This window comes from Rhodococcus sp. P4_B6, from assembly GCF_056402215.1.
Genome location: NZ_JBFUHV010000008.1, coordinates 53,904 through 76,633 on the forward strand (window position 1 = coordinate 53,904; position 22,730 = coordinate 76,633).

17 protein-coding genes are annotated in these 22,730 nt (G+C 67.8%); 13 read left to right on the forward strand and 4 right to left on the reverse strand.

Annotated features, from left to right (window positions below; translation table 11 throughout):
* The first annotated feature begins 85 nt into the window (after positions 1-85).
* From AC1DWT_RS05710 to AC1DWT_RS05720, 3 genes are all read left to right on the forward strand, one after another.
* Complete coding sequence (locus tag AC1DWT_RS05710; protein ID WP_074933797.1) at positions 86-1,603, forward strand: CoA-acylating methylmalonate-semialdehyde dehydrogenase; 1,518 nt, start codon at positions 86-88, stop codon at positions 1,601-1,603.
* 20 nt (positions 1,604-1,623) lie between these two features.
* Positions 1,624-3,012 (forward strand): aspartate aminotransferase family protein, encoded by a 1,389-nt coding sequence (locus tag AC1DWT_RS05715; protein ID WP_072939519.1) that lies wholly within the window; start codon positions 1,624-1,626, stop codon positions 3,010-3,012.
* 129 nt (positions 3,013-3,141) lie between these two features.
* Complete coding sequence (locus AC1DWT_RS05720) at positions 3,142-6,399, forward strand: NAD-glutamate dehydrogenase domain-containing protein (protein ID WP_477919998.1); 3,258 nt, start codon at positions 3,142-3,144, stop codon at positions 6,397-6,399.
* Positions 6,400-6,461: 62 nt separating this feature from the next.
* Here AC1DWT_RS05720 and AC1DWT_RS05725 read toward each other — a convergent pair whose 3' ends face one another.
* On the reverse strand, positions 6,462-7,958 hold the full coding sequence (locus AC1DWT_RS05725) for an APC family permease (RefSeq protein ID WP_072939513.1): 1,497 nt from the start codon (positions 7,956-7,958) through the stop codon (positions 6,462-6,464).
* Positions 7,959-8,210: 252 nt separating this feature from the next.
* On the opposite strand from AC1DWT_RS05725, the gene AC1DWT_RS05730 reads away from it, so the two are divergent.
* The gene (locus tag AC1DWT_RS05730; RefSeq protein WP_072939510.1) at positions 8,211-8,672 is read left to right on the forward strand and encodes an Lrp/AsnC family transcriptional regulator; all 462 of its coding nucleotides are present in this window, start codon (positions 8,211-8,213) and stop codon (positions 8,670-8,672) included.
* Between the two features lie 2 nt (positions 8,673-8,674).
* Here the strand turns inward: AC1DWT_RS05730 and AC1DWT_RS05735 are convergent, their stop codons facing one another.
* Positions 8,675-10,201 carry a gamma-aminobutyraldehyde dehydrogenase gene (locus AC1DWT_RS05735; RefSeq protein ID WP_477919999.1) on the reverse strand — a complete coding sequence of 509 codons (1,527 nt, stop codon included), beginning with the start codon at positions 10,199-10,201 and terminating at the stop codon, positions 8,675-8,677.
* Between the two features lie 291 nt (positions 10,202-10,492).
* On the opposite strand from AC1DWT_RS05735, the gene AC1DWT_RS05740 reads away from it, so the two are divergent.
* The 6 genes from AC1DWT_RS05740 (at position 10,493) to AC1DWT_RS05765 (ending at position 18,753) form a co-directional block, all read left to right on the forward strand.
* Positions 10,493-11,872 carry an aspartate aminotransferase family protein gene (locus tag AC1DWT_RS05740; RefSeq protein ID WP_477920000.1) on the forward strand — a complete coding sequence of 460 codons (1,380 nt, stop codon included), beginning with the start codon at positions 10,493-10,495 and terminating at the stop codon, positions 11,870-11,872.
* Between the two features lie 113 nt (positions 11,873-11,985).
* On the forward strand, positions 11,986-14,505 hold the full coding sequence (locus tag AC1DWT_RS05745) for an amino acid permease (protein WP_477920001.1): 2,520 nt from the start codon (positions 11,986-11,988) through the stop codon (positions 14,503-14,505).
* The gene (locus tag AC1DWT_RS05750; RefSeq protein ID WP_477920002.1) at positions 14,502-16,007 is read left to right on the forward strand and encodes a C45 family autoproteolytic acyltransferase/hydolase; all 1,506 of its coding nucleotides are present in this window, start codon (positions 14,502-14,504) and stop codon (positions 16,005-16,007) included. Before AC1DWT_RS05745 ends, AC1DWT_RS05750 begins: the two co-directional genes overlap by 4 nt.
* A complete protein-coding gene (locus tag AC1DWT_RS05755; RefSeq protein WP_477920003.1) occupies positions 16,004-16,774 on the forward strand; it encodes an SDR family NAD(P)-dependent oxidoreductase in 771 nt (256 codons plus the stop codon). The genes AC1DWT_RS05750 and AC1DWT_RS05755 overlap by 4 nt, the downstream gene beginning before the upstream one ends.
* Positions 16,775-16,793: 19 nt before the next feature.
* A complete protein-coding gene (locus tag AC1DWT_RS05760; protein ID WP_477920004.1) occupies positions 16,794-17,819 on the forward strand; it encodes a Rieske 2Fe-2S domain-containing protein in 1,026 nt (341 codons plus the stop codon).
* Complete coding sequence (locus AC1DWT_RS05765; RefSeq protein ID WP_477920005.1) at positions 17,800-18,753, forward strand: PDR/VanB family oxidoreductase; 954 nt, start codon at positions 17,800-17,802, stop codon at positions 18,751-18,753. Before AC1DWT_RS05760 ends, AC1DWT_RS05765 begins: the two co-directional genes overlap by 20 nt.
* Before the next feature lie 41 nt (positions 18,754-18,794).
* On the opposite strand, the gene AC1DWT_RS05770 is transcribed toward AC1DWT_RS05765, so the two are convergent.
* A complete protein-coding gene (locus AC1DWT_RS05770; RefSeq protein WP_124396258.1) occupies positions 18,795-19,415 on the reverse strand; it encodes a 5-oxoprolinase subunit B family protein in 621 nt (206 codons plus the stop codon).
* The gene (locus AC1DWT_RS05775) at positions 19,415-20,173 is read right to left on the reverse strand and encodes a LamB/YcsF family protein (protein WP_072939489.1); all 759 of its coding nucleotides are present in this window, start codon (positions 20,171-20,173) and stop codon (positions 19,415-19,417) included. The genes AC1DWT_RS05770 and AC1DWT_RS05775 overlap by 1 nt, the downstream gene beginning before the upstream one ends.
* A 129-nt stretch (positions 20,174-20,302) precedes the next feature.
* On the opposite strand from AC1DWT_RS05775, the gene AC1DWT_RS05780 reads away from it, so the two are divergent.
* From AC1DWT_RS05780 to AC1DWT_RS05790, 3 genes are all read left to right on the forward strand, one after another.
* The gene (locus tag AC1DWT_RS05780; RefSeq protein WP_124396259.1) at positions 20,303-21,481 is read left to right on the forward strand and encodes a hypothetical protein; all 1,179 of its coding nucleotides are present in this window, start codon (positions 20,303-20,305) and stop codon (positions 21,479-21,481) included.
* Positions 21,478-22,239 (forward strand): ESX secretion-associated protein EspG, encoded by a 762-nt coding sequence (locus tag AC1DWT_RS05785; RefSeq protein ID WP_477920006.1) that lies wholly within the window; start codon positions 21,478-21,480, stop codon positions 22,237-22,239. Before AC1DWT_RS05780 ends, AC1DWT_RS05785 begins: the two co-directional genes overlap by 4 nt.
* Positions 22,240-22,301: 62 nt before the next feature.
* Positions 22,302-22,718, forward strand: a complete 417-nt coding sequence (locus tag AC1DWT_RS05790; RefSeq protein ID WP_477920007.1) for a hypothetical protein — start codon at positions 22,302-22,304, stop codon at positions 22,716-22,718.
* The last annotated feature ends 12 nt before the right edge of the window (positions 22,719-22,730 follow it).

The following is a 22,730-nucleotide window of genomic DNA, read 5'->3' on the forward strand; positions in this document are numbered from 1 at the left end:
TGGTTCACGGACCAGAGTGGAGGCATCACGCGATCCGTGCGGATCGCCCCGGTATCCGCTCTCTCCCGGTTAGGACACCCATTTCATGACACACAGCGACGGCGCCGCGCAGACCCGAACGATCTCGCACTGGTTCGACAACAAGAGCTTCGCGGGCACCAGCGGGAACACCGCCCCCGTCACCAACCCGGCGACCGGCGCCGTGACCGGTCAGGTCGCCCTCGCCAGCGTCGAGGACGCCCGCGCGGTCATCGACTCGGCCGCCGCCGCCTTCCCGGCGTGGCGTGACACCTCGCTTGCCAAGCGGACGCAGATCATCTTCAAGTTCCGGGAACTGCTCAACGAGCGCAAGGGTGAACTCGCCGAGATCATCACCTCCGAGCACGGCAAGGTCGTCTCCGACGCCCTCGGTGAGGTGAGCCGCGGCCAGGAGGTCGTCGAATTCGCGTGTGGCATTGCGCATCTGCTCAAGGGCGGCATGACGGAGAACGCGTCGACGAATGTGGATGTGCATTCGATCCGTCAGCCCGTCGGACCGGTCGCGATCATCTCCCCCTTCAACTTCCCCGCCATGGTCCCGATGTGGTTCTTCCCCGTCGCGATCGCCGCCGGCAATACGGTGGTGTTGAAGCCGTCGGAGAAGGACCCGACCGCCGCGATCTGGATGGCCGAACTGTGGGCCGAAGCCGGCCTGCCCGCCGGGGTGTTCAACGTGCTGCAGGGCGACAAGACGTCCGTCGACGAGCTCCTCACCAACCCGGCCGTCAAGGCGATCAGCTTCGTGGGGTCTACCCCGATCGCGCAGTACGTGTATGCCACCGGCACCGCCCACGGCAAGCGAGTTCAGGCATTGGGTGGGGCGAAGAACCACGCCATCGTCCTGCCGGACGCCGACCTGGATCTGGCCGCCGACGCCATGGTCAACGCCGGGTTCGGGTCCGCCGGTGAACGGTGCATGGCGATCTCGGCGCTGGTCGCGGTCGGGGACATCGCCGACGAGTTGGTCGCGAAGATCACCGAACGCACCAACACGTTGAAGATCGGCGACGGCACCAAAGATTCCGACATGGGACCGCTGGTGACGAAGGTGCACCGCGACAAGGTCGCCTCCTACATCGACGCCGGCGAGAAGGACGGGGCCACCATCGTCGTCGACGGCCGGCAGGTGCAGGCCGACGGTGGCGAGGACGGGTTCTGGCTCGGCCCGACGCTGATCGACCACGTCACCACCGACATGAGTGTGTACACCGACGAGATCTTCGGACCCGTCCTGTCCGTGATTCGCGTCAAGAGCTACGACGAGGCGCTGGAACTCATCAACTCCGGCCCGTTCGGCAACGGCACCGCGATCTTCACCAACGACGGCGGCGCCGCCCGGCGGTTCCAGAACGAGGTCGAGGTCGGGATGGTCGGCATCAACGTGCCGATTCCGGTCCCGACCGCGTACTACTCCTTCGGTGGCTGGAAGAACTCGCTGTTCGGCGACACCCACGCCCACGGCGCCGAAGGCGTCCACTTCTTCACCCGCGGCAAGGTCGTCACCAGCCGCTGGCTCGACCCGAGTCACGGCGGCATCAACCTCGGCTTCCCCCAGAACAACTGAGCAGGAAAGGACCCACGGTCATGACGACGACAGTCTCCCAGGAACTCCTGCCCACCGGTCAGCCCCTCGACGCGGCCCGTGCCGAGGGCGAGCGCGCCTACGCGCTCGACCGCGCGCACGTGTTCCACTCGTGGTCCGCGCAGGAGCAGATCACACCGATGACGATCCTCGCGTCCGAGGGTTCGTACGTGTGGGACGGTGCCGGGAACCGCATGCTGGACTTCTCGTCCCAGCTGGTCAACACGAACATCGGGCACCAGCACCCCAAAGTCGTTGCTGCCATTCAGGACCAGGCCGCGAAGCTGTGCACCATCGCACCGCAGTATGCGAACGACGCCCGCTCCGAAGCCGCGCGGCTGATCGCCGAACGAACCCCGGGCGATCTGAACAAGGTGTTCTTCACCAACGGTGGCGCCGACGCCAACGAGCACGCCGTGCGCATGGCCCGCCTGCACACCGGCCGGTACAAGGTGCTCTCCCGCTACCGCTCGTACCACGGTGGCACGGACACCGCGATCAACCTCACCGGTGACCCGCGTCGGTGGCCCAACGACTACGGCAACAGCGGAGTCGTCCACTTCCACGGACCGTTCCTGTACCGGTCGCAGTTCCACTCGGAGAACGAGCAGGAGGAAACCGAGCGCGCGCTCGAGCACCTCGATCAGTTGATCCGCCTCGAGGGGCCGAACTCGATCGCGGCGATCGTGCTCGAATCGGTTCCCGGGACCGCGGGGATCATGGTGCCTCCGCCCGGTTACATGGCCGGCGTCCGCGAGATCTGCGACCGCTACGGCATCGTGTTCATCGCGGACGAGGTGATGTCGGGGTTCGGCCGGACCGGAAAATGGTTCGCGATCGACCATTTCGGTGTCATACCCGACCTGATCACGTTCGCGAAGGGGGTCAACTCCGGCTACGTTCCGCTCGGCGGTGTCGCGATCAGTGAGAAGATCGCGGCGACGTTCGCCAACCGGCCGTACCCGGGCGGACTCACCTACTCGGGACATCCGCTCGCCACCGCCGCCGCGGTCGCGACGATCAATGCGATGGAGGACGAGCGGATCGTCGAGAACGCGGCCAGGATCGGCAGCGAGATTCTCGGTCCCGGACTGCGTGGCCTCGCCGACCGGCACCCGTCGATCGGTGAAGTGCGCGGGCTCGGCGTGTTCTGGGCGATCGAACTCGTCGCCGACCGTGCCACGAAGGAACCGCTCGCCCCGTACGGCGCGTCCAGTCCGGCGATGAACGAGGTGATCGCGGCCTGCAAGGCAAGTGGACTGCTGCCGTTCGCCAACTTCAATCGTATTCACGCGGTGCCGCCGTGCACCGTCACCGAGGCCGAGGCCCGTGAGGGTCTCGCGGTCCTCGACACGGTTCTCGACATCGCGGACGCACACCGCAACTCCTGACACACCCCGTCCGACGACACACCCGTGTCCCGGCACTCGATCCGCCCCGCGGTCAATGGCGCCCGCGGGGCGGATCTTTCTCTATTCCACGACAACCACTCGGCGCCCGGATCTCAACGGAGAGAATCTATGAGCTCGATTTCGTCCACGATCGCCCTGTCCCTGCCGGAAGGCTATGTCGAAGAACGGGATCGGCCACCGCTTCCCGACGTCGCCATCCTCGACCGACTGACCGCCGACGCCTTCGACCTGCACGTCGACACCGCCGGAACCGGTGAGAATCCGCAGTTCCGGGTCACGCTCTACAGCGGCGGCTCGACCGTGTCGCTCGAGCGGGTGCTCCGCCTCCTCGGGAGTCTCGACCTCGCGGTCGACGACCAGCGGACGTCCGTATTCCGCCGCGCCGACGGACTGGTGTGCCGGCTCTACGACTTCCGGGTGTCCGCGGGACCGCTCGTCGCGTCCGCGATGGCCGCGGGATCCGTCGAGCCCGAGGCCGTCGTGGAGACGTTTCGGGCGATGTGGTCGGGCCGGGCGGAGGCGGATCGGTTCAACGTGCTGGTGCTCGCCGCCGGCCTCGACTGGCGGGAGGTCGTGCTCCTGCGCGCCTACGCGCGCTTCCTGCGGCAGAGCGCTCTGCCCTACGACCAGGGCCGGATCGAGGCGGTGCTGTTGTCGCGTCCCGAGTTCGCCTCTGCGCTCGTGGGTCTGTTCCACGCGCACTTCGATCCGCGCGGGCATTCTGCCGGCGACGTCGAAACCTGCCGAGCCACGGTCGAGTCACTGCTCGAAGAGGTCGAGGGCCTCGACGCCGACCGGATCCTGCGCGCGTACGTGAATCTCGTCTCGGCGACGACCCGCACCAACTTCTACCGGGACGGGACGCTCGGCCCGGCCCGGCCCCAACTGTCGCTGAAGTTCCGCTCCGGCGAGATCGACGAACTTCCGCGGCCGCGGCCGTTCTACGAGGTCTTCGTGTATTCACCGGACATGGAGGGTGTGCATCTGCGATACGGACCCGTCTCGCGCGGCGGCCTCCGCTGGTCCGACCGCCCCGACGACTATCGCACCGAGATCCTCGGACTCGTCAAGGCGCAGGCGGTGAAGAACGCCGTGATCGTGCCCGCAGGCGCCAAGGGCGGTTTCGTCGTGCGCAATCCGTCGTCCACCGGCCTGGACTGCTACCGGCAGTTCATCTCCGGGTTGCTCGACGTCACCGACAACCGTTCGGACACCGCCGAATCGGTTCACCCGGACGGCGTCGTCTGCCGCGACGGCGACGACCCCTACCTGGTGGTGGCGGCGGACAAGGGCACGGCCACGTTCTCCGACGCCGCCAACGAGGTGGCCCGGAAATACGACTTCTGGCTCGGTGACGCGTTCGCGTCCGGTGGTTCGGTCGGCTACGACCACAAGAAGATGGGCATCACCGCGAAGGGTGCCTGGGTGAGCGTCACCCGGCATCTTTCCGAACTCGGAATCGACGTCGATCGTGACAGCTTCACGGTGGCGGGGATCGGCGACATGAGTGGCGACGTCTTCGGCAACGCCATGCTGGAGACGTCGAGCATCGGGCTGGTTGCCGCGTTCGACCACCGGCACATCTTCGTCGACCCCACTCCCGGCCGCGAGCAGGCCTGGCAGGAACGCCGTCGGTTGTTCGAGCTGCCGAGGTCGTCGTGGGCCGACTACGACCGGACGCTCATCAGTGCGGGCGGGGGTGTCTGGTCGCGGGAGAGCAAATCGATTCCGGTGAGCAGCCAGATGCGGACTGTGCTCGGTCTCGCTCCGTCGGTGACGACGCTGACGCCGCCGGAGATGATCCGCGCCATCCTCGCAGCCCCGGTGGATCTGCTGTTCAACGGCGGCGTCGGGACGTACGTCAAGGCCTCGTCGGAGTCGCACACGGACGCGGGGGACAAGGCGAACGACAACGTCCGGATCGACGCCGGCCGGCTGCGCGCACGGGCCGTCGCCGAGGGCGGGAACCTCGGCATGACCGCACTCGCCCGCATCGAATTCGCCCGCACGGGTGGACGCGTCAACACGGACGCACTGGACAACTCGGCCGGCGTGGACTGCTCGGACCACGAGGTGAACATCAAGATCCTGCTCGACTCGCTGCCGGTCGACCGGCGGCTCGATCCGGCCCGGCGCTCGGACCTGCTCGGGACACTCACCGACGACGTGTCGGAACTCGTCCTCGCGAACAATCGCGCACAGAATCGGGTTCTCGGCGACGCCCGGTCGAACGCCCACCGGATGGTGGACGTGCACGCACGGATGGTGGGCGACCTGGTCGACAAGCGCGGCCTGGACTGCGAACTGGAGGCGCTGCCGAACGCCGACGGCTTCACCGAACTGTCGGAGGCGGGGCTCGGGTTGACCTCACCGGAACTGGCGACCCTCCTCGCGCACGCCAAGCTGGATCTCAAAGCGGAACTGGTGGATTCGGCCGTCTTCATCGACGGGTACTTCTCCGGACGGCTCGGCGCGTACTTCCCGGCTGCACTGCGCTCCGTCCTCCCCGTCGACGCGCACCCCCTCCGCCAGGAGATCCTCGCCACCGAGATCGTGAACGACATCTTCGCCCGCGGCGGGCTCACCTATGCGCACCGGTTGCGCGAAGAGACGGGGGCCGGGCCCGCGGATGTGGTGCGCGCGTTCGTCATCACGTCGGAAGTGTTCGGGCTTGCGGAACTCTGGTCCGACATCGCCGCGGCGAAACTGCCGCCGGCGACGGAGTACGAGCTGGTCGTCGAGGCCCGCAGGTTGCTCGACCGGGCGTCGCGGTGGTTCCTCGCCAACCGACGCCAACCGCTGTCGGTGGACGCCGAGATCGACGACTTCCGGCGTGCCGTCCACACGCATTCCGGCGACGTCGGCGGATGGCTCCGCGGCGCCGAGGTACTGGCGATGGAGGAAACGCGGCGAATCTACGACGAGGCGGGCGTCGAGACGTCCATCGCCCGGCGGATCGCGGACGGCCTCTACCGGTTCAGCCTGCTCGACATCGCCGACGTCGCCCGCGAACTGGACCACGACGTCGCCGAGGTGGCGCCGCTCTATTTCGCGCTCTCCGATCACCTCGGTGTGGATCGGTGGCTGATCAAGGTGTCGGCGCTTCCACGGGGTGAACGGTGGCACACCCTCGCCCGGGTGGCGCTGCGTGACGACCTGTACCGCTCCGTCCGGCTCCTGACCCGCGACGTGTTGTCCTCGGGTGAATCCGGAGATTCAGCGGACTCCCGGATTCTTCTGTGGGAGAGCACGAATCGGGCGAGAATCGAGCGCGCTCGCCGGACGCTGGGGGAGATCGACGCCGCGTCCACCCACGATCTCGCGTCACTGTCGGTCGCGGCGCGCCACGTGCGCTCCATGGCCTGATGCGCTTCGCGCCTGTGAGTACTTATTAACCGCCCGCGGTTAATAAGTACTCACAGGCGAAGCTATACGGTGCGCGCCGGGTCGGCGGCGGGGGCGTCGTCCTCGTCGTCGTCGGGCACGAAATCGGCCTCGACGGCGGACGCCGGTTCCTTCCAGACCCACGGCTGACCGTCCTGGACGACGCGCCGGTAGGCGTACAGCACGATCGACAGGGACAGGACGAAGACCCCGACGATCAGTTCCTTCGTGCTGCCGTAGCCGGTGATGGAGGCGCTGAGAGCGCCGACGACGACCATGATCGTGTCGACGACCACGAGGACGCCGGCGATGTACACCCACTGCTTGCCGAGCTTGATGGGGCGATGGGCGTCCGGTTCGTCGCGGCGCAGGTTGAGGAAGCCGGTCAGCGACAGGATGTGGCAGATCAGGTAGCCGACGATGCCTGCGACGATGACGGCGAGGGCCTCGCCGACGAACAGGATCAGGATGACGTTGACGAGCAGGTCGAGCGACATGGCCCGCCCCGGGACCTTGAAACGGTTGAGTTCACCGAGTTGCTTGATGGTGAGGCCCTCGCGGGCGCTGCCGTGGAGCACGCGTCCGCCGTCGGCGGTGGTCATGACCATCAGGAGAACGAGGCCGGCGATGAGGCAGATCGCCATCACGATGTCGCCGCCGGGGAGGAGGCTTTCGAACACGGTCAGGTAGAAGGAGACGGGGTTCTCGGCGACGTCCGCCTGGTCGACGAGTCCGCCGACGCCGAACGGGACCAGGATGTAGACGGCGATGACGAAGAAACCGGCCAGTCGCAACGCAATTCGGCTGTCGCGGATGGTGTCGCGGAACTCGGGCACGAACGAGGCGACCGCCTCGATGCCGTAGACCGACCAGGCGAGGACGAACATCCAGGCGATGGCGGTGCGCCAGCCCGCTTCACCGCTGGCGGCGATATCCCAGTGCAGGTTGCTCATCGACCAGGTGTCGGATAGGAGCGGAGCGGCCGCGAAGACGACGATCGGGACGAGGACGAGGGCACCGGTCGCGTACATCAGCCACATCGCGGGACGCATCCCGAGGACGTTCAGTCCCCAGCCCATGAACAGGACACCCAGTGCGATGACGTGGGGTAGTCCGATGGTGGCCAGGCCCGTGGAGAACGTCCACGTCTGTTCGGGGAACCACTCGGCCTGGACCAGTTTCCCGATCTGGAGGCCGTAGATGGCGAGCGAACTGGACCACGAGAACCAGTAGCCGTAGGTCGCGAGCGGACCGACGAGGGTCGAGCGGGTCCGCCAGCCCTGATGGGCGTACATCGAGATGCCGCCGACCTTGTCGACGAACATGCTGGCCATCTCGGAGTAGATGAAATTCTGCAGGCACGCCAGGACGGCGACGGCGCCGAGGAGGACGAGCGTCGTCCAGGCGCCGATCAGGCCGATTGCGTAGCCCATGCCGACGAACAGTGCGGCCGGGATGGAGAGGCTGATGGTGAAGCCGTCCCACCACCGCAGGTTCTTCTCATAGGTGTGGTCGTCGGCGAAGGAATCGTGCAAGCTCACGGGATTCTCCAGTTCTGGGCCTTGTCGGCGCAGTGTGTGTATTCAGAATGCGGCCCTCGGTGACTCGAGTCGAGTGGGGTGGAGGCCGACGGGCCGCCGCAAGTATGTGATTCAAGACACTAACACCGCGCAATGCGTCGCACAAGACAAGATATCAACGCAATGCGCATCAACTGAGGCTTTGCGTCCATGAAATGCAGTCTTTTGTCCCCGGAACGCCACTGATCTCGTCGTTCTGGATAGAGTCGGTCCATGTCTCAGCACACTCTGGACGAACTGGACCGCGCGATCCTGCGGCAACTCGAAGACGATGGGCGGCGAGCGTTTCGGGAGATCGCCCGCAACCTGGGTTCGTCCGAGGCGACGGTACGGGCCCGCGTGAAGCGTCTGCAGGACCTGAACATCCTGCGCATCGTCGCGTTCGCCGATCCCGAGCGGCTGGGCGACTCCCAACTGGCTCTCGTGTTCCTCACCGTCGACCCGGCCCGGCATCAGGACGTCGTGGACACGCTGACCGAGATGCCCGAGATCACGTACGTCTCGACGCTGCTGGGGCGGAGCGACATCTGCGTCGAGGTCGGCAGCGCCAACAACGCCGAACTGTGGGCCTTCCTCAATCAGCACGTCAGCGCCATCGAGGGCGTGCGCACCACGGAGACCATCTCGATCCTCAAAGTGCACAAACTGCGGTACGGCACGCCCTCGAAGGAGTAGCCCTACTGCGTCGCGCCGAACACCGTGCGGTGCCACGCTTTCCGCGACACTCCGGTGATGTCGCTCATGACGTGCTTGACGGTCAGGTACTCCTCGAACGAGTACGTCGACATGTCCTTGCCGAAGCCGGACGCGCCGACCCCGCCGTGCGGCATCTCGCTGATGATCGGGATGTGATCGTTGACCCACACACAACCCGCGTCGATCTCCCGTGATGCGCGCTGCGCGCGGTACAGGTTCGTCGTCCACGCCGACGCGGCGAGACCGTAGTCGGTGTCGTTGGCGCGGCGGATCGCGTCGTCGTCGCCCGAATGACGGCTCACGGTGAGCACCGGTCCGAACACCTCGTCGCGGTACACCTCCGCATCCTCGGTGACGTCGGCGATCAGGGTGGGGAGGTAGAACGCTCCGGGCAGGTCGGGGGCGGATCCGCCCGTCACGATCCGGAAGCCGGCGGCGCGGGCGCGCTGCACCATGCCGTCGACCCGGTCGCGATGCGCGAGCGTGATCAGCGATCCGAGGTCGGTGTCCGGGTCGTAGGGATCGCCCACCACCACCCGTTCCATCAGTTCGGCCACACCCGCGACGAAGTCGTCGTACAGCGAGTCCGCCACGATTGCGCGGGTCGCCGCGGTGCAGTCCTGGCCGCCGTTGATCAGCGACGCCGCGACCGCGCCGTGCACTGCCGCCTCGAGATCGGCGTCGTCGAACACGACGAACGGGGCCTTGCCGCCCAGCTCGAGCTGCACGCGGGTGCCGTTCGTCGATGCCTGCGCCATCACCGTGCGGCCCACGGCGGTCGACCCGGTGAAGGTCAGCATGTCGATTCCGCGGTGTCCGGCGAGCGCGGCGCCCACCTCGGCGCCGGTGCCCGTCACCACGTTGAACACTCCGTCGGGGAGCCCGGATTCGGTGGCCAGCCGGGCGAGGCGGAGCGTCGTGAGGGGGGTGAGCTCGCTCGGTTTGAGCACGACCGTGCACCCGGCGGCCAACGCAGGAATCACCTTCCAGACTGCCATCTGCAGCGGATAGTTCCACGGCGTGATCGACCCGACGACGCCGACGGCGTCACGCCGGATGCTCGACGTGTGGTCGGGGGAGTACTCCGCGGCGGCCTTGCCCTCGAGATTGCGGGAGGCTCCGGCGAAGAAGTCGATGTTGTCGATGCTGCCCGGGACGTCGAACTCGCGAGCGAGCCGGATTGCCTTGCCGGTCTGCGCGACTTCTTCGCGGGCGAACAGTTCCGCGTCGCGCTCGAGTGCGCGGGCAAGGGTGGTGAGAACTGCTGCGCGCTCGGCCGGGGCGGCACCCGACCAGCCGGGGAAGGCGGCACGCGCCGACCGGACGGCGGCGTCGACGTCCCGGGCGGTCGCGAGGGTCAGTGCCGTGACCGGGGCGCCCGTCGCCGGATCGATGATGCGGTGGATGTCGCCGGAGCCCTCGGCCGGGGATCCGGCGATCCAGCAGCCGGGCACGGTGGTGGGCAGGCCGAGCGAGGTGGACGGCGGAAAAGGGACCGAGACGGTCATGAGATCACTCCAAGACGGGGGCGAGAAAAAAGATTCACCCACAGTAGAAGAGCGCACTCGTGTTGGCTACCCGACGCCACGAATTCAGTCACCAATCCGGAACATTTCCTGCGCATTGCGTCAATATTTATCAAGTTGCTACTTGAATTCGCGGGCAGAAGGCGTCACGATTGACGCATGCCGGATCGGACCTCGGCGTTCGACGGCCTGCCGAGGCGATCGGCCCGGATTCGGCCTCTGATGCTGGACCAGTCCGAATTCGACTGAACCGAAACACAATTGAGGACTACGATGACTGCAGTCACCGAAAGAACCACGACCGGACTCGAAGCGTCCGCCCGCCGCCATCTGTGGGGGCATTTCTCCCGGCACGGGGACAACATCACCCCGCCGATCATCACCCGCGGCGACGGCGCCCGGATCTGGGACTCCACCGGTAAGAGTTACCTCGACGGRCTGTCCGGGCTGTTCGTCGTCCAGGCCGGRCACGGCCGGGCCGAGCTCGCCGAGGCCGCCGCCAARCAGGCCGAACARYTSGCGTTCTTCCCRCTCTGGTCCTACGCCACCGAACCCGCCATCGAACTCGCCGAACGCCTCGCCGGCTACGCCCCSGGCGAYCTGAACCGGGTCTTCTTCACCACCGGCGGCGGCGAGGCCGTCGAAAGCGCCTGGAAACTGGCCAAACAGTACTTCAAGAAGGTCGGCAAACCCGGCAAACACAAGGTCATCTCCCGCTCCATCGCCTACCACGGCACCCCCCAGGGCGCCCTCGCCATCACCGGCATCCCCGCGCTGAAGGCGCCGTTCGAACCGCTGACCCCCGGCGCGTTCCGGGTCCCGAACACCAACATCTACCGCGCCCCCGACCCCCTCGGCAGTGATCCGAAGGCGTTCGGGATCTGGGCCGCCGACCGGATCGCCGAGGCCATCGAATTCGAGGGCCCCGACACCGTCGCCGCCGTCTTCCTCGAACCGGTGCAGAACGCCGGCGGCTGCTTCCCGCCGCCGCCCGGCTACTTCGAGCGGGTCCGGCAGATCTGCGACGAGTACGACGTGCTGCTGGTCTCGGACGAGGTGATCTGCGCGTTCGGSAGGATCGGGTCGATGTTCRCGTGCGAGGACTTCGGGTACGTGCCCGACATCATCACCTGCGCCAAGGGCCTGACSTCGGGGTAYTCGCCGATCGGGGCGATGATCGCCTCGGACCGGTTGTTCGCACCGTTCGCGGACGGGACGTCGATGTTCGCGCACGGCTACACCTTCGGCGGGCACCCGGTCTCCGCSGCGGTGGCRYTGGCGAACCTGGACATCTTCGAACGCGAGGGCCTCAACGCGCACGTCGCCGAGCAGGCGCCGGCGTTCCGGGCCACCCTCGACAAAYTGACCGATCTGCCGATGGTCGGGGACGTGCGCGGGGAGGGGTTCTTCTACGGCATCGAACTGGTCAAGGACAAGGYCACGAAGGAGTCGTTCAGCGACGCCGAGGCCGAGCGGATCCTGCACGGGTTCCTCTCCACCGCCCTGTTCGACGCCGGCCTGTAYTGCCGGGCCGACGACCGCGGCGACCCGGTCATCCAACTCGCACCCCCGTTGATCTGCGGGCAAACCGAATTCGACGAAATCGAAAACATCCTCCGCGGCGTCCTCACCGAAGCGTGGACCCTGTTGTAACGCAACAGGCCCCACACGAAGGCGGCACTTCGACAACGGCGTCGAGGTGCCGCCTTCGTGTTTCCGGTGCGCCTCACGCGCGCATCGCACCTTCTCACGAGAACGGCAGAATCATGACTTCCCACTCCTCGCTGTCCGCGAACGGCGGTGCCGGCCCGGACGGCCCCGATCGCGGCGAGAGCATGCATCCCCTGAACCGCGGATTGGGCGTCGGCGCCATCGTCTTCATGGTAGTGGCCGCCGCCGCACCGCTCGCCGTCGTCGCCGCCCAGGTGCCCATCGTCATCGCGTTCGGCGGCGGTATCGGTGCGCCGCTGTTCTTCCTGATCGCCGCTGTCATCCTCACCCTGTTCGCGGTCGGGTACACGCTGATGAGCAGGCACGTCCGCAACGCGGGGGCGTTCTACTCGTACGTGCAGGCCGGGCTCGGACGGATCAACGGGCTGGGTGCCGCGTTGCTGGCGCTCGTGTCGTATTCGATGCTCCTCATCGCCGTCTACTCCTATCAGGGGGTGGCGGCGAGCAACGCCGCCGCGCAGTACCTGCATGTCGACGCCCCCTGGTGGGTGTTCTCGTTCGCAGCTTTCGGGATTGTCTCCGTGCTCGGGTACCGCGACATCGAGCTCAGTTCCAAGGTTCTCGGGGTACTCCTGATCGCGGAGGCGCTCATCGTCGTCGTGCTCGACGTCGCCATCCTGGTCAAGGGCGGCGCAGCAGGACTGACAGCCGCCCCTCTGCTGCCGACCACGTTGTTCGACGGCTCGCCCGGGCTGGGTCTGATGTTCGCGTTCTTCGCCTTCTTCGGGTTCGAGGCCACGGCCGTGTTCCGGAACGAGGCGCGCGACCCCGACCGCACCGTTCCGCGCGCAACGTACGTCGCGGTCGTGTCGATCGGTGCGTTCTACGCGCTGTCCGCGTGGGCGGTGGTCGTCGGAGCCGGTGCGACCGATGCGGTGGATACGGCATCGGACGATCCCGTGAACATGGTGTTCGACCTCGCCACCCGGTACGCGGGGACGGTCGTGCACGACATCATGCAGCTTCTCGTGGTGACCAGCGTCTTCGCGTGCGTGCTGTCGTTCCACAACGTCATCACGCGATACCAGTTCACTCTCGGCTCGATGGGAGTGCTGCCGTCGGCGCTCGGCCGGGTCAGCCCGAAGTACGGGGCGCCCTCGCGCTCGTCGATCGTCCTGACCGCGATCTCCGGAGTGCTGCTTGCGGTGGTCGCGGTCAGCGGTATCGATCCGATCACCCAGGCCTACACGTGGCTGTCCGGTGCGGCGACGCTCGGGATCGTCCTGCTCATGGCGCTCACCAATCTGGCGGTCATCGTGTTCTTCCGCAGGCACGATCTCGACAAGCGCCGGTGGCACACGGTGGTGGCACCGTCGCTCGCGATCCTCGGTCTGCTCGCGGTGGTCGCTCTCGTCGTGACCAACTTCGAACTCCTCATCGGAGATCGGCTGGGCGCGTTGATCATCGGAGGCCTGGTGCTCGCCGCGTACGGCGTCGGTGTGGTCGTCGCCCTGCGGATGCGACGGTCCCGCCCGGCTGCCTACGCGGCGCTGCGGGACGGCGAACCGCAGACCGGCGACCGACGCTGCGCAATGCGCAGCAGGACCGACGAAGTTCGACGCAAAGTTTTGGTGTTTCTAGGGTTGTGTGTCGGTTTGCGCGCTGTTAGTGTGGTCTGCAACACGCAAAGCGTTGAATCAATCCGCATTGGCTGCCGAAATGCGCAGCATCGGGTCCCACCCGCCGCCGAAGCGGCGCAATCAGAGGAGCGTGTCTTGACGATTCAGGACTTTCCCACCGCAGACTGGCCGGGCGGCAAGGCCGCCGCGGTGTCGTTGACCTTCGACGTCGACGCGGAGGCCGGCTGGCTCGGGGAGGGCGACGAGTACGCACGCCGTCTGACCATCCTGTCCGAGGGCCGCTACGGCGTCACGCGCGGAGTGCCGCGCATCCTCGACCTGCTCGCCCGATACGACATCTCGGCCACATTTTTCGTTCCCGGACACACCGCGCAGCATCACCCCGCGATGGTGGAGAGCCTGCTCGACGCGGGGCACGAGATCGGACACCACGGACACCTGCACCTGCGCAGCGACAAGGTGAGCGAGCAGCAGCAGATCGACGAGATCGACAGGGGCCTCGAAGCCCTCGAGCGGCTCGGCGTCCCGCGGCCGAAGGGATATCGCTCCACGTCCTGGGAACTCACCCCCGAGACGTTCGCTCTGCTCGTCGAGCGCGGATTCCTCTACGACTCCAGCTGTATGGGCGACGACCGCCCGTACATCGAGTCCTGGGACGGCCTCGAGATCCTCGAACTGCCCGTGCACTGGTCGCTCGACGACTGGCCGCGCTTCGGCTGGAACATCGACGGCGGCGGCAACGTCGCCGACCCTGAAGAACTGCGCCGTTGCTGGACAGCCGAATTCGAGTCCGCCCGCGCCGAACGTCGGCACACGAGCTTCACGATGCATCCCGAGGTCATCGGACGCCCCTACCGGCTCGCCCAGTTCGAGCAGGTGGTGGCGCACATGGCCGAATCCGGCGACGTGTGGTTCGCCCGCCTCGACGAGGTCGCCGAGTTGGTGGCGCCGCGACTGCTGCGGGTGGCGTCGTGACCCGCCGGTTCCGCTCCACGCAGACCCGGCCGTGGGACCGCGGCTACGAGTTCGGCAGTGCCCACGCGGAACAGGTCGGCGCGTCGGTGGCCGCGTACCAGCAGCTGTTCGACCGCGCTGCCGGCTCGGCCGTCGACCTCGACCGCTGGGGGACCCTCGCCCTCGAGCGGATCACGGCGGCCGCACCCGCACTCGCCGACGAGATCGCCGGCATCGCGGAGGGTGCCGGTCTGCCGGTGGCCGCGGTCGCGGCGATCAACGCACGGACGGAAGTGCTTGCGACGGTAGGCTCGACCACACCGAGCGAGTGCTCGACCGTCGTCCGGCTCCGGGACGGGGCGCCGCCGGTTTCCGTGCAGGCGTGGGACTGGTTCGCCGAACTCGCCGACCTGTGGCTCGTCTGGGAGATCCCGCACGAGAACGGTCACCTGACCACCACCGTCACCGAATACGGCATCGTCGGCAAGATCGGCGTCAACGACCGCGGCCTGGGCGTGCACTTCAACATCCTCCACCACACCGGGGACGGAAACGGGATCGGCGTTCCGGTGCACGTGCTCGCCCGCGCCGTGCTCGACGAGTCACGCGACCTCAACCACGCGCTCGTCCGGCTCGCCCAGGCGGAGGTGTCCGCGTCGACGTCGCTGACACTCGTCGCGAGCACCGGCGGCGAATCCACCGCCGCGAGCGTCGAACTCAACCCCGGCGGGATCGGGTACGCACTGCCGGACCCCGACGGCCTCCTCGTCCACACCAACCATTTCCTCAGTAGCCCAGCGAACCTGCACGACAGGGAACTCCGGGACGGACCGGACACCGTGATCCGGTTCGACATGCTCCGCCGTCGACTGGCCGGCAGACCGGACGTCGACGCCCCCGCGGTTGTCGAGGCGATGACGTCGCACCTGCTCGGCGGCGGAGCGACGTGCTGCCACGTCGACCCGGCCCTGCCGGCGTCGGCACGCTTCGAAACCCTCGCCACCGTCTCGCTCGACGTCGAGAACGGAACCCTGACCGCCCATTCCGGTGGGCCCTGCACCATTCCTGCCGATTTCGCGGCACCGACCAAGGAGAACACCGTGCTGAAACTGAAGCGCATCGACAACATGGATATCCTCACGCGCGATGTCGACGCCCTCGTGGAGTTCTACCACGGCGGCCTCGGGCTGCCCTTCCACCTCCCGTACGAGAAGGACGAGGAGTGGGCGGCGATCGACATGGGCAACGTGACGCTCTACATCTTCAAATCCGAATTTGGCGAACACGCTCCGCGCCGCACCGCGGTCAACCCCGACAACGCACCCGGCTACGATTCGATCGCGTTCGAGGTCGACAGCCTCGACGAGGCCGAGGCCGCGCTGGACGGGCGGGTCGAATGGGTCGACGAGCGGATCCAGTGGAAGCACCCCAGCGGCACCTGGTACCAGTACCGCCCGTTCTTCGACCCCGACGGCAACATGCTGTACGTCACCGAGCCGCACATCGTGGGAGCCGGCGCATGAGTGTTACCGCGATTCCGAGTGTTCGGCTGGACGACCGCGTCGCGCTGGTCACCGGCGCGGCTCGGGGCATGGGCGCCGCACACGCGCGGACCCTCGCGTCCCGCGGAGCCGACCTGATCATCGCCGACCGCGACGCCGCGGAACTGTCGGCGGTCGCCAAGGAGATCCGCGACAGCACCGGCCGTCGCGTCGAATGCCTCGACCTCGACGTCACCGCTGCGGACGCCGGCGAACGGGTCGTCGCCGTCGCGAACGACAATTGGGGCCGCCTCGACATCCTGGTCCACAACGCCGGCATCATGCACGACTGGAAGACCCTCGCCGAGACACCCGTCGCGAACCTGCGGCCGTACCTCGACGTCAACGTCCTCGGGCCGTACGCCATCACCCGCGCCGCCGCGCCGCTCCTCGCCCGCAGCGAGGCACCGCGCGTCATCTTCATCTCCTCGCAGTGGGGGCAGGTCCCCGGCGGCCACTCCTACGGCTACATGGTGTCCAAGACCGCGCAACTCGGGCTGATGAAAGCGCTTGCCTCCGAACTCGTCTCGCAGAAGATCCTCGTCAACGCCGTCGCACCGGGCGCGATCCACACCCGGATGGTCCCCGACGACGTCTACGCCGAGGAACTCGCCGCCGTTCCCCTCGGCCGTCTCGGTGACGCCCACGAAATCGCCGCGGCCGTCGCCTTCCTCGCCTCCGACGGAGCCGCCTTCATCACCGGACAGACCCTCGCGGTCAACGGTGGAGCGCTCGTCGTCGGCGCCTGAACTCCCCGAAAGGACCCTCGTGACCACCTCGATCCCCACCCCCACCAAACGCGAACTGGCCGAAGCGTCGATGCGCCGCTCCTGGTTCCCCGTCGCCCGCCTCTGCGACCTCGACAAGCCCCAGACGGCCACGCTTCTCGGCGTCAGCCTGGTGATCTACCGCGACGGCGAGGGGCGGATCTCGGTGCAGTCGCGGCGCTGCCCGCACCGCGGCGGCGACCTGTCGATGGGCGAAGTGCACCAGAGCTCCATCGGCTGCCCCTACCACGGCTGGGAGTTCTCCAGCACCGATGGCAGCTGCAGCCGCATCCCGTCCCTGGCCGATCAGGGCAAGATCCCACCGCGCGCGTCGATCGCCACCTACCCCGCCGTCGAACGGTTCGGTCACGTCTGGACGGTGCTCGAAGACCCGATCCGCGGCATGTACGAGATCGAGGAGTGGCAGGGCCTCGACCTCGAATGGCTCGCCGCCGACCCCATCGACTCGTCGGTCGGAGTCGGGGTGACGATCGAGAACTTCCGCGACGTCGCGCACTTCCCCTTCGTCCACAAGGTGTCGATGGGCCCGACACCGGAGGTCGTCGAACCGCTGAACGTCAACCGGGACGGACTCGACGTCTGGATGGACCGGCCCCTCGACGCCGGCTCCGGCGACTGGGCCAACGACGGCGACTGCATGATGCGGTACCGCTGCTCCGCACCGGGTCTCGCGTCCATCACCTACCACTACGAGAAGCTGGGCCGCCGCGTCGTCGCCGGGTTCCCGTCGCCGATCGATTACGAGCACGTCAAGATCTTCTGGGGCGTCGCCAACGAGGTCGGCTACCGCGGCGCGGACCTCGAGGAGTGCCTGCGCGTCGAGGAGATGGTGTACCTCGAAGACATCCCGATCGTCGAATTCATCGAACCCCGTGAAATCCCGTGGGATTCCGAGTTCCAGGAATTCTCCGTACCCGCCGACCTGTTCACCCTCAACTACCGGCGCTCGTTCACCGCGCTGATGAACCGCGTCAAGGACGGCAGTCATGTCAACGAGTTCGTCTGACCCGCAGACCCTCCCGCTCCGTGTCGTCGCCGCCCGCTGGGAGGCGGAGTCGATCACGTCGTACGAGTTCGCCCGTTCCGACGGCGGCGAGCTGCCGGCCTGGGAACCGGGCGCGCACGTCGACGTGCACCTGCCGTCGGGGACGGTCCGGCAGTACTCGCTGTGCGGCGATCCCGCCGACACGAGCCGCTACCGCATCGCCGTCCTCGAACTGCCCGCGGGCAGGGGTGGCTCGGTGGAGGTCCATCGCGAGCTGCGCCCGGGTCGCGTGGTCGAGATCGGCCGTCCCCGCTCCAATTTCGCGTTGACCGAGGCGGATAGGTACGTGTTCGTCGCCGGCGGCATCGGCATCACCCCGATGCTGCCGATGATCCGGGAAGTGCAACGCCGCGGCGGAACCTGGGAGCTCGTGTACGGAGCGCGCACCGCCGAGCACTTCGCGTTCGTGAGCGAGCTGGACGCGTCCGCGGTGCGGCTGGTGCCGCAGGACACGAGCGGTCGCCTCGATCTGGAGGCCGTCGTGGCGTCCTCGGCGGGGGCGGCGGTCTACTGCTGCGGGCCCACACCGCTCATGGACGCGCTGGTGGAACGAATGTCGCAGGCGGGTCGCGCCGGCGACCTCCACCTCGAACGGTTCGCCGCGGCGGCCCCGGCGGTCGGGTCGAGTGGTGAGTTCGAGGTCGAACTCGCCCGCAGCGAGAAGGTACTCCCGGTGCGTCCCGACCAGACCGTGCTCGAAGCGGTCCGCGACGCCGGCATCGACCATCCGTCGTCGTGCGAGATGGGCATCTGCGGGTCCTGCGAGGTGAAGGTCCTGAGCGGCGACGTCGACCACCGCGACGACCTCCTCACCGAAAGCGAACGCGCGCAATGCAACAGCATGATGATCTGCGTGTCCCGCGCCCGGGGTGATCGTCTGGTCCTGGACCTGTGATGCGGCTCCGCCACCCGTGAGTACTTATTAACCGCGGGCGGTTAATAAGTACTCACGGGCGCGAAGCGCACGACGACGCCGGGACGGAGCAGGGCAGGGGGAGTGCGCCCGGCATCCCAGATCGGTTCGTCCGTGGTTCCGATGAGCTGCCATCCGCCGGGCGAGGAGCGGGGGTAGATTCCCGTGAACTCCCCTCCGAGCGCCACCGTCCCGGCGGGGACGGAGGTCCGCGGCGTCGCGCGGCGCGGCACGTGCAAGTCGGGTGCACCGCCGGTGAGATAACCGAAACCGGGGGCGAAGCCGCAGAACGCCACCGTCCACGGCGTTCCGGTGTGCGCCGCGACGACGCCGTCGACACCGAGCCCGGTCAGTTCGGCCACGTCCTCGAGGTCGGGGCCGTCGTAGCGCACGGCGATCCGGACCTCCTCCGGGGCGTCCTCGGCGACCGCCGCCGCCGGTTCCGTCGTCCGCACCCACTTGGCGACGCGGTCGCGGCTCGTCGCGCCGTGGTCGAACCGCACCAGGATGGTGCGCGCCGCCGGTATCACCTCCCGGACCCCGGGTGGCCGGGAGTCGTCCAGAGCACGGAAGTGCGCGAGCACAGTGCCCTGGTCCTCGAACTCGGCGAGGATCGCGCTTTCTCCGACGTCGAGGATGCGCATCACACGAACGGCTCCACCGTGACGCCCTCGGCGTCGAGCAACGACCGGATGGCGGTGGCCATCTCGACGGCGGCGGGCGTATCGCCGTGTACGCAGACGGATTCGGCGGTGACCGCGAGGACGGTGCCGTCGACGGCTTCGAGGGTGTGATCGACGACGAGTCTGCGGACCCGCTCCGCCACGACCGCCGGATCGCGCAGGACCGCGCCGTCCGTCGTGCGGGGCACCAGCGTTCCGTCGGGCGTGTACGCGCGGTCCGCGAACGCCTCGATGACCGTCCGCAGCCCGGCCTTCTCGGCCTCCTCCAGGAACACCGAACCGGGCAGACCGAGAACCGGAAGCGTGTCGTCGTACGCGGTCACCGCCGCGACCACCGCGCGGGCCTGCTCACGGTGATGCACGATCGCGTTGTACAGCGCGCCGTGCGGTTTCACGTACGCCACCGCGGACCCGGAGACCTGGGCTAGACCGTCGAGTGCGCCGATCTGATAAACGACGTCGGCCGTCAGATCACGCGGGGCGACGTCGATGAACCGGCGCCCGAACCCGGCGAGGTCGTGATAGCCCACCTGCGCGCCTATCCGGACCGTCAACTCGGACGCCGCGGAACAACAGGCCCACAGCGTCGCGGGGTCGCCCGCATGAAAACCGCAGGCCACGTTGGCGCTGGTCACGAGCTTCAGCATCGCCACGTCGTCGCCGAGGGTCCAGGCACCGTAGCTCTCGCCGAGGTCGCTGTTCAGATCGATTGCCGGCACATATTCGATACTAGGGTTCCGAATGCCGTCTTGTAGATTCTCTCGCGGGGGCGGGCGGAACCGGTGAGGGTCCTGCTGCGTCAGAACAATTGACCGTGTGTGGCGGACCGCGCCATCGGAGGGGGAAACGTGACCGACCCGGCATACATCAAGGATCCCGAGAACTTCCACTCGGACCAGTGGGACCACGCGAGGATCGCGAGTGCCGTCGCCGGCATGGACGTCGAGCACGTGAGCGGCATCGCGCGAGCCTGGACCGAACTGGGGACGACGGCCCACGACGCGATCGTCGAGTTCAGCGACGCGATCAAGAAGGCGATCAGCGAGAGCTGGCAGGGGGCTGCCGCGTCGGCGGCCTATGGCGAGACCGAGCGGTACTCGACGTCCGCGCCGGAGGCACAGGATCAACTTCACGGAGTGGCGGCGGCGCTGACCCCGCTGGCGGAGACGGTCGCGTCGCTGCGGTCGCAGGTCCCCGAAACCATCGGCACCGGACTGTGGGACAAGCTGACCCCCTGGGACACGGACACCGAGGACGAGTACTACCGGCGCGAGGGCGAAGCGCGCGAGAAGATGGCCACGATCTACAACCCGGGGCTCGCGACTTCGGACGGCAACGTCCCGGCGTTCACGAGACCGGAGAGCCGGGTCGATGTTCCTTCGGGTCCGTCCGCGCCCGGCGTCGATTACTCGAGCGGCGCCCCCAGCTCGAGCGAGCGGTTCGGGGGACCGAGCGCCGGCCGGCCGACTTCCGGCGACGCTCCGGATAGCGACAGTCCCGCCAGCGACGCGTCCGCTGCGCCCGGCACCCCCGCAGTGGACGGCGCGCAGCAGAATGCGGAAACCGCGCCGTCGTCGCCCACCGCGCCGGCGGTGACGGCCCCGGCCTCGGTGTCGGTCGATCAGGCGCAGAGCCGGTCGGCGATGCCGCAGGGCGCCGATTCGTCCTCGGGTGCCGGTTCGCGATCCGCAGGTGCGGGTGCGGGTGGGGGTGCCGGTGCGGGCGGATTCGGCGTCGGCGGGCTCGGCGGCGCCAGCGGCGTCGGCGCCGGAAGTCGGGCGGGGGCTGGTGCCCGGCCGGGCTCCACACCCGGGGTCGCGGGGGCCGCAGCCGGTGGTCGCACGGGCGCCGGGATTCGAGGTACCGGCCCGATGGGCGGCGGAATGATGGGCGGCGCCCCCGGGGCTGCCAAGGGCGGCGGCGAGGACAAGGAACACAAGACGCCCGACTACCTGATCACCCTCGACAACGGCAACGAGCTGATCGGCAAACTGCCCCTCGTCTCGCCGCCGGTGATCGGCGCATGAGCGTGCGCAATTGGCGGCTGCGTCCCGAACTGTTCGAAGCCCTGTGGGCAGGCACCGGGCAGGACCGCATCCCGTACCCGTTCCGGATCGTGAGCGCACACCCCGGGCTCAACGCCTATGTGGCAGAGCAGAACCGGATACGAGAAGCCTTCGGGGGAGCCGAGCACGACGACGTGAAGTCGGCGTTGGGCGTGCTCGCCGAGCCCGAGGTGTATGTCGAGATCTCCGGCTCCACCGTCGACGAGACACCGATCCGCATCATCGGTGCCCAGCACCGGCAGTGGGTCGTGATCGCGTCACAACTCCCCGGCCGGGCACCGCGGATCGGCGGCGACGTGGTGATCGGCGCCGGGCAGGCCGGAAAACTGGGCGCGCAACTGATCGGCCTCATCCCGCAGAACGCCGCCGGCAGGCGCCGGTTCCAGCGACGGGACGACGAAGATGCCCACTTCTCCCAGGGAATCCTGCAGGAGGTCAACCGGGCGGCTCCCGTCCCCAGACTCGAATCCGCTGTGCAGAAGGGATACGCGGGCCGCGGCAAGATCCGAGTCTTCCGCGGCCCCCGCTACGGCACCGGCCGCGACGTCGGCGTCATGCAGTGGATCGACATCGCCGGCGACGGCCGCTACGTGATCGGCCCGCACGATCCCGCCGCCGCGCACCCGGCAGGTCCTGACCAGCTCGTATCCTCGCTCGACACCCTGATCAGGGTGGGTACGACTCCTCGGGCAGGCTCGGTCGGTGCCCGCGATTGGTAGATTGCCACGCGCCGGCGATTGCGCAGGTGGGGACACAGCACGACACAGGGAGGGGCACAAACATGGCGGGGCCAGAAGCACCGGAAGCCGGTTGGAAGGCTTTCACCGAGAACATCGTGGGGGGAGGCAGGCTCGAACTCGACCCGGCCGGGTTAGAACAGTGCATCAAGCTGTGCCAGGAGCATGCGGAGGATATGCGCGAATTGGTCAGGCGCGCGCGAAACGACCTTCGAGCCCTGGACCTCGGTATAGGTGAAGAAGACATCGAATCAGCGAAGGACCTTGCTCGGAAGTTCGACGAGAAGGCAATTGGCGGCAGCGGAACCATCGATTCCGGCAACACCGCGGTGGGGTTGTTTCTCGCTCATGAGGCCTACGCACTCGATATGAAGTCGATGTTCGAGGCGACACTCACACGGTATCGGGAGCAAGATTCAGCGCTTGCCGGAGACTTGAATCAGTCAGGACAGCAACTGTGATCTATTACCGCA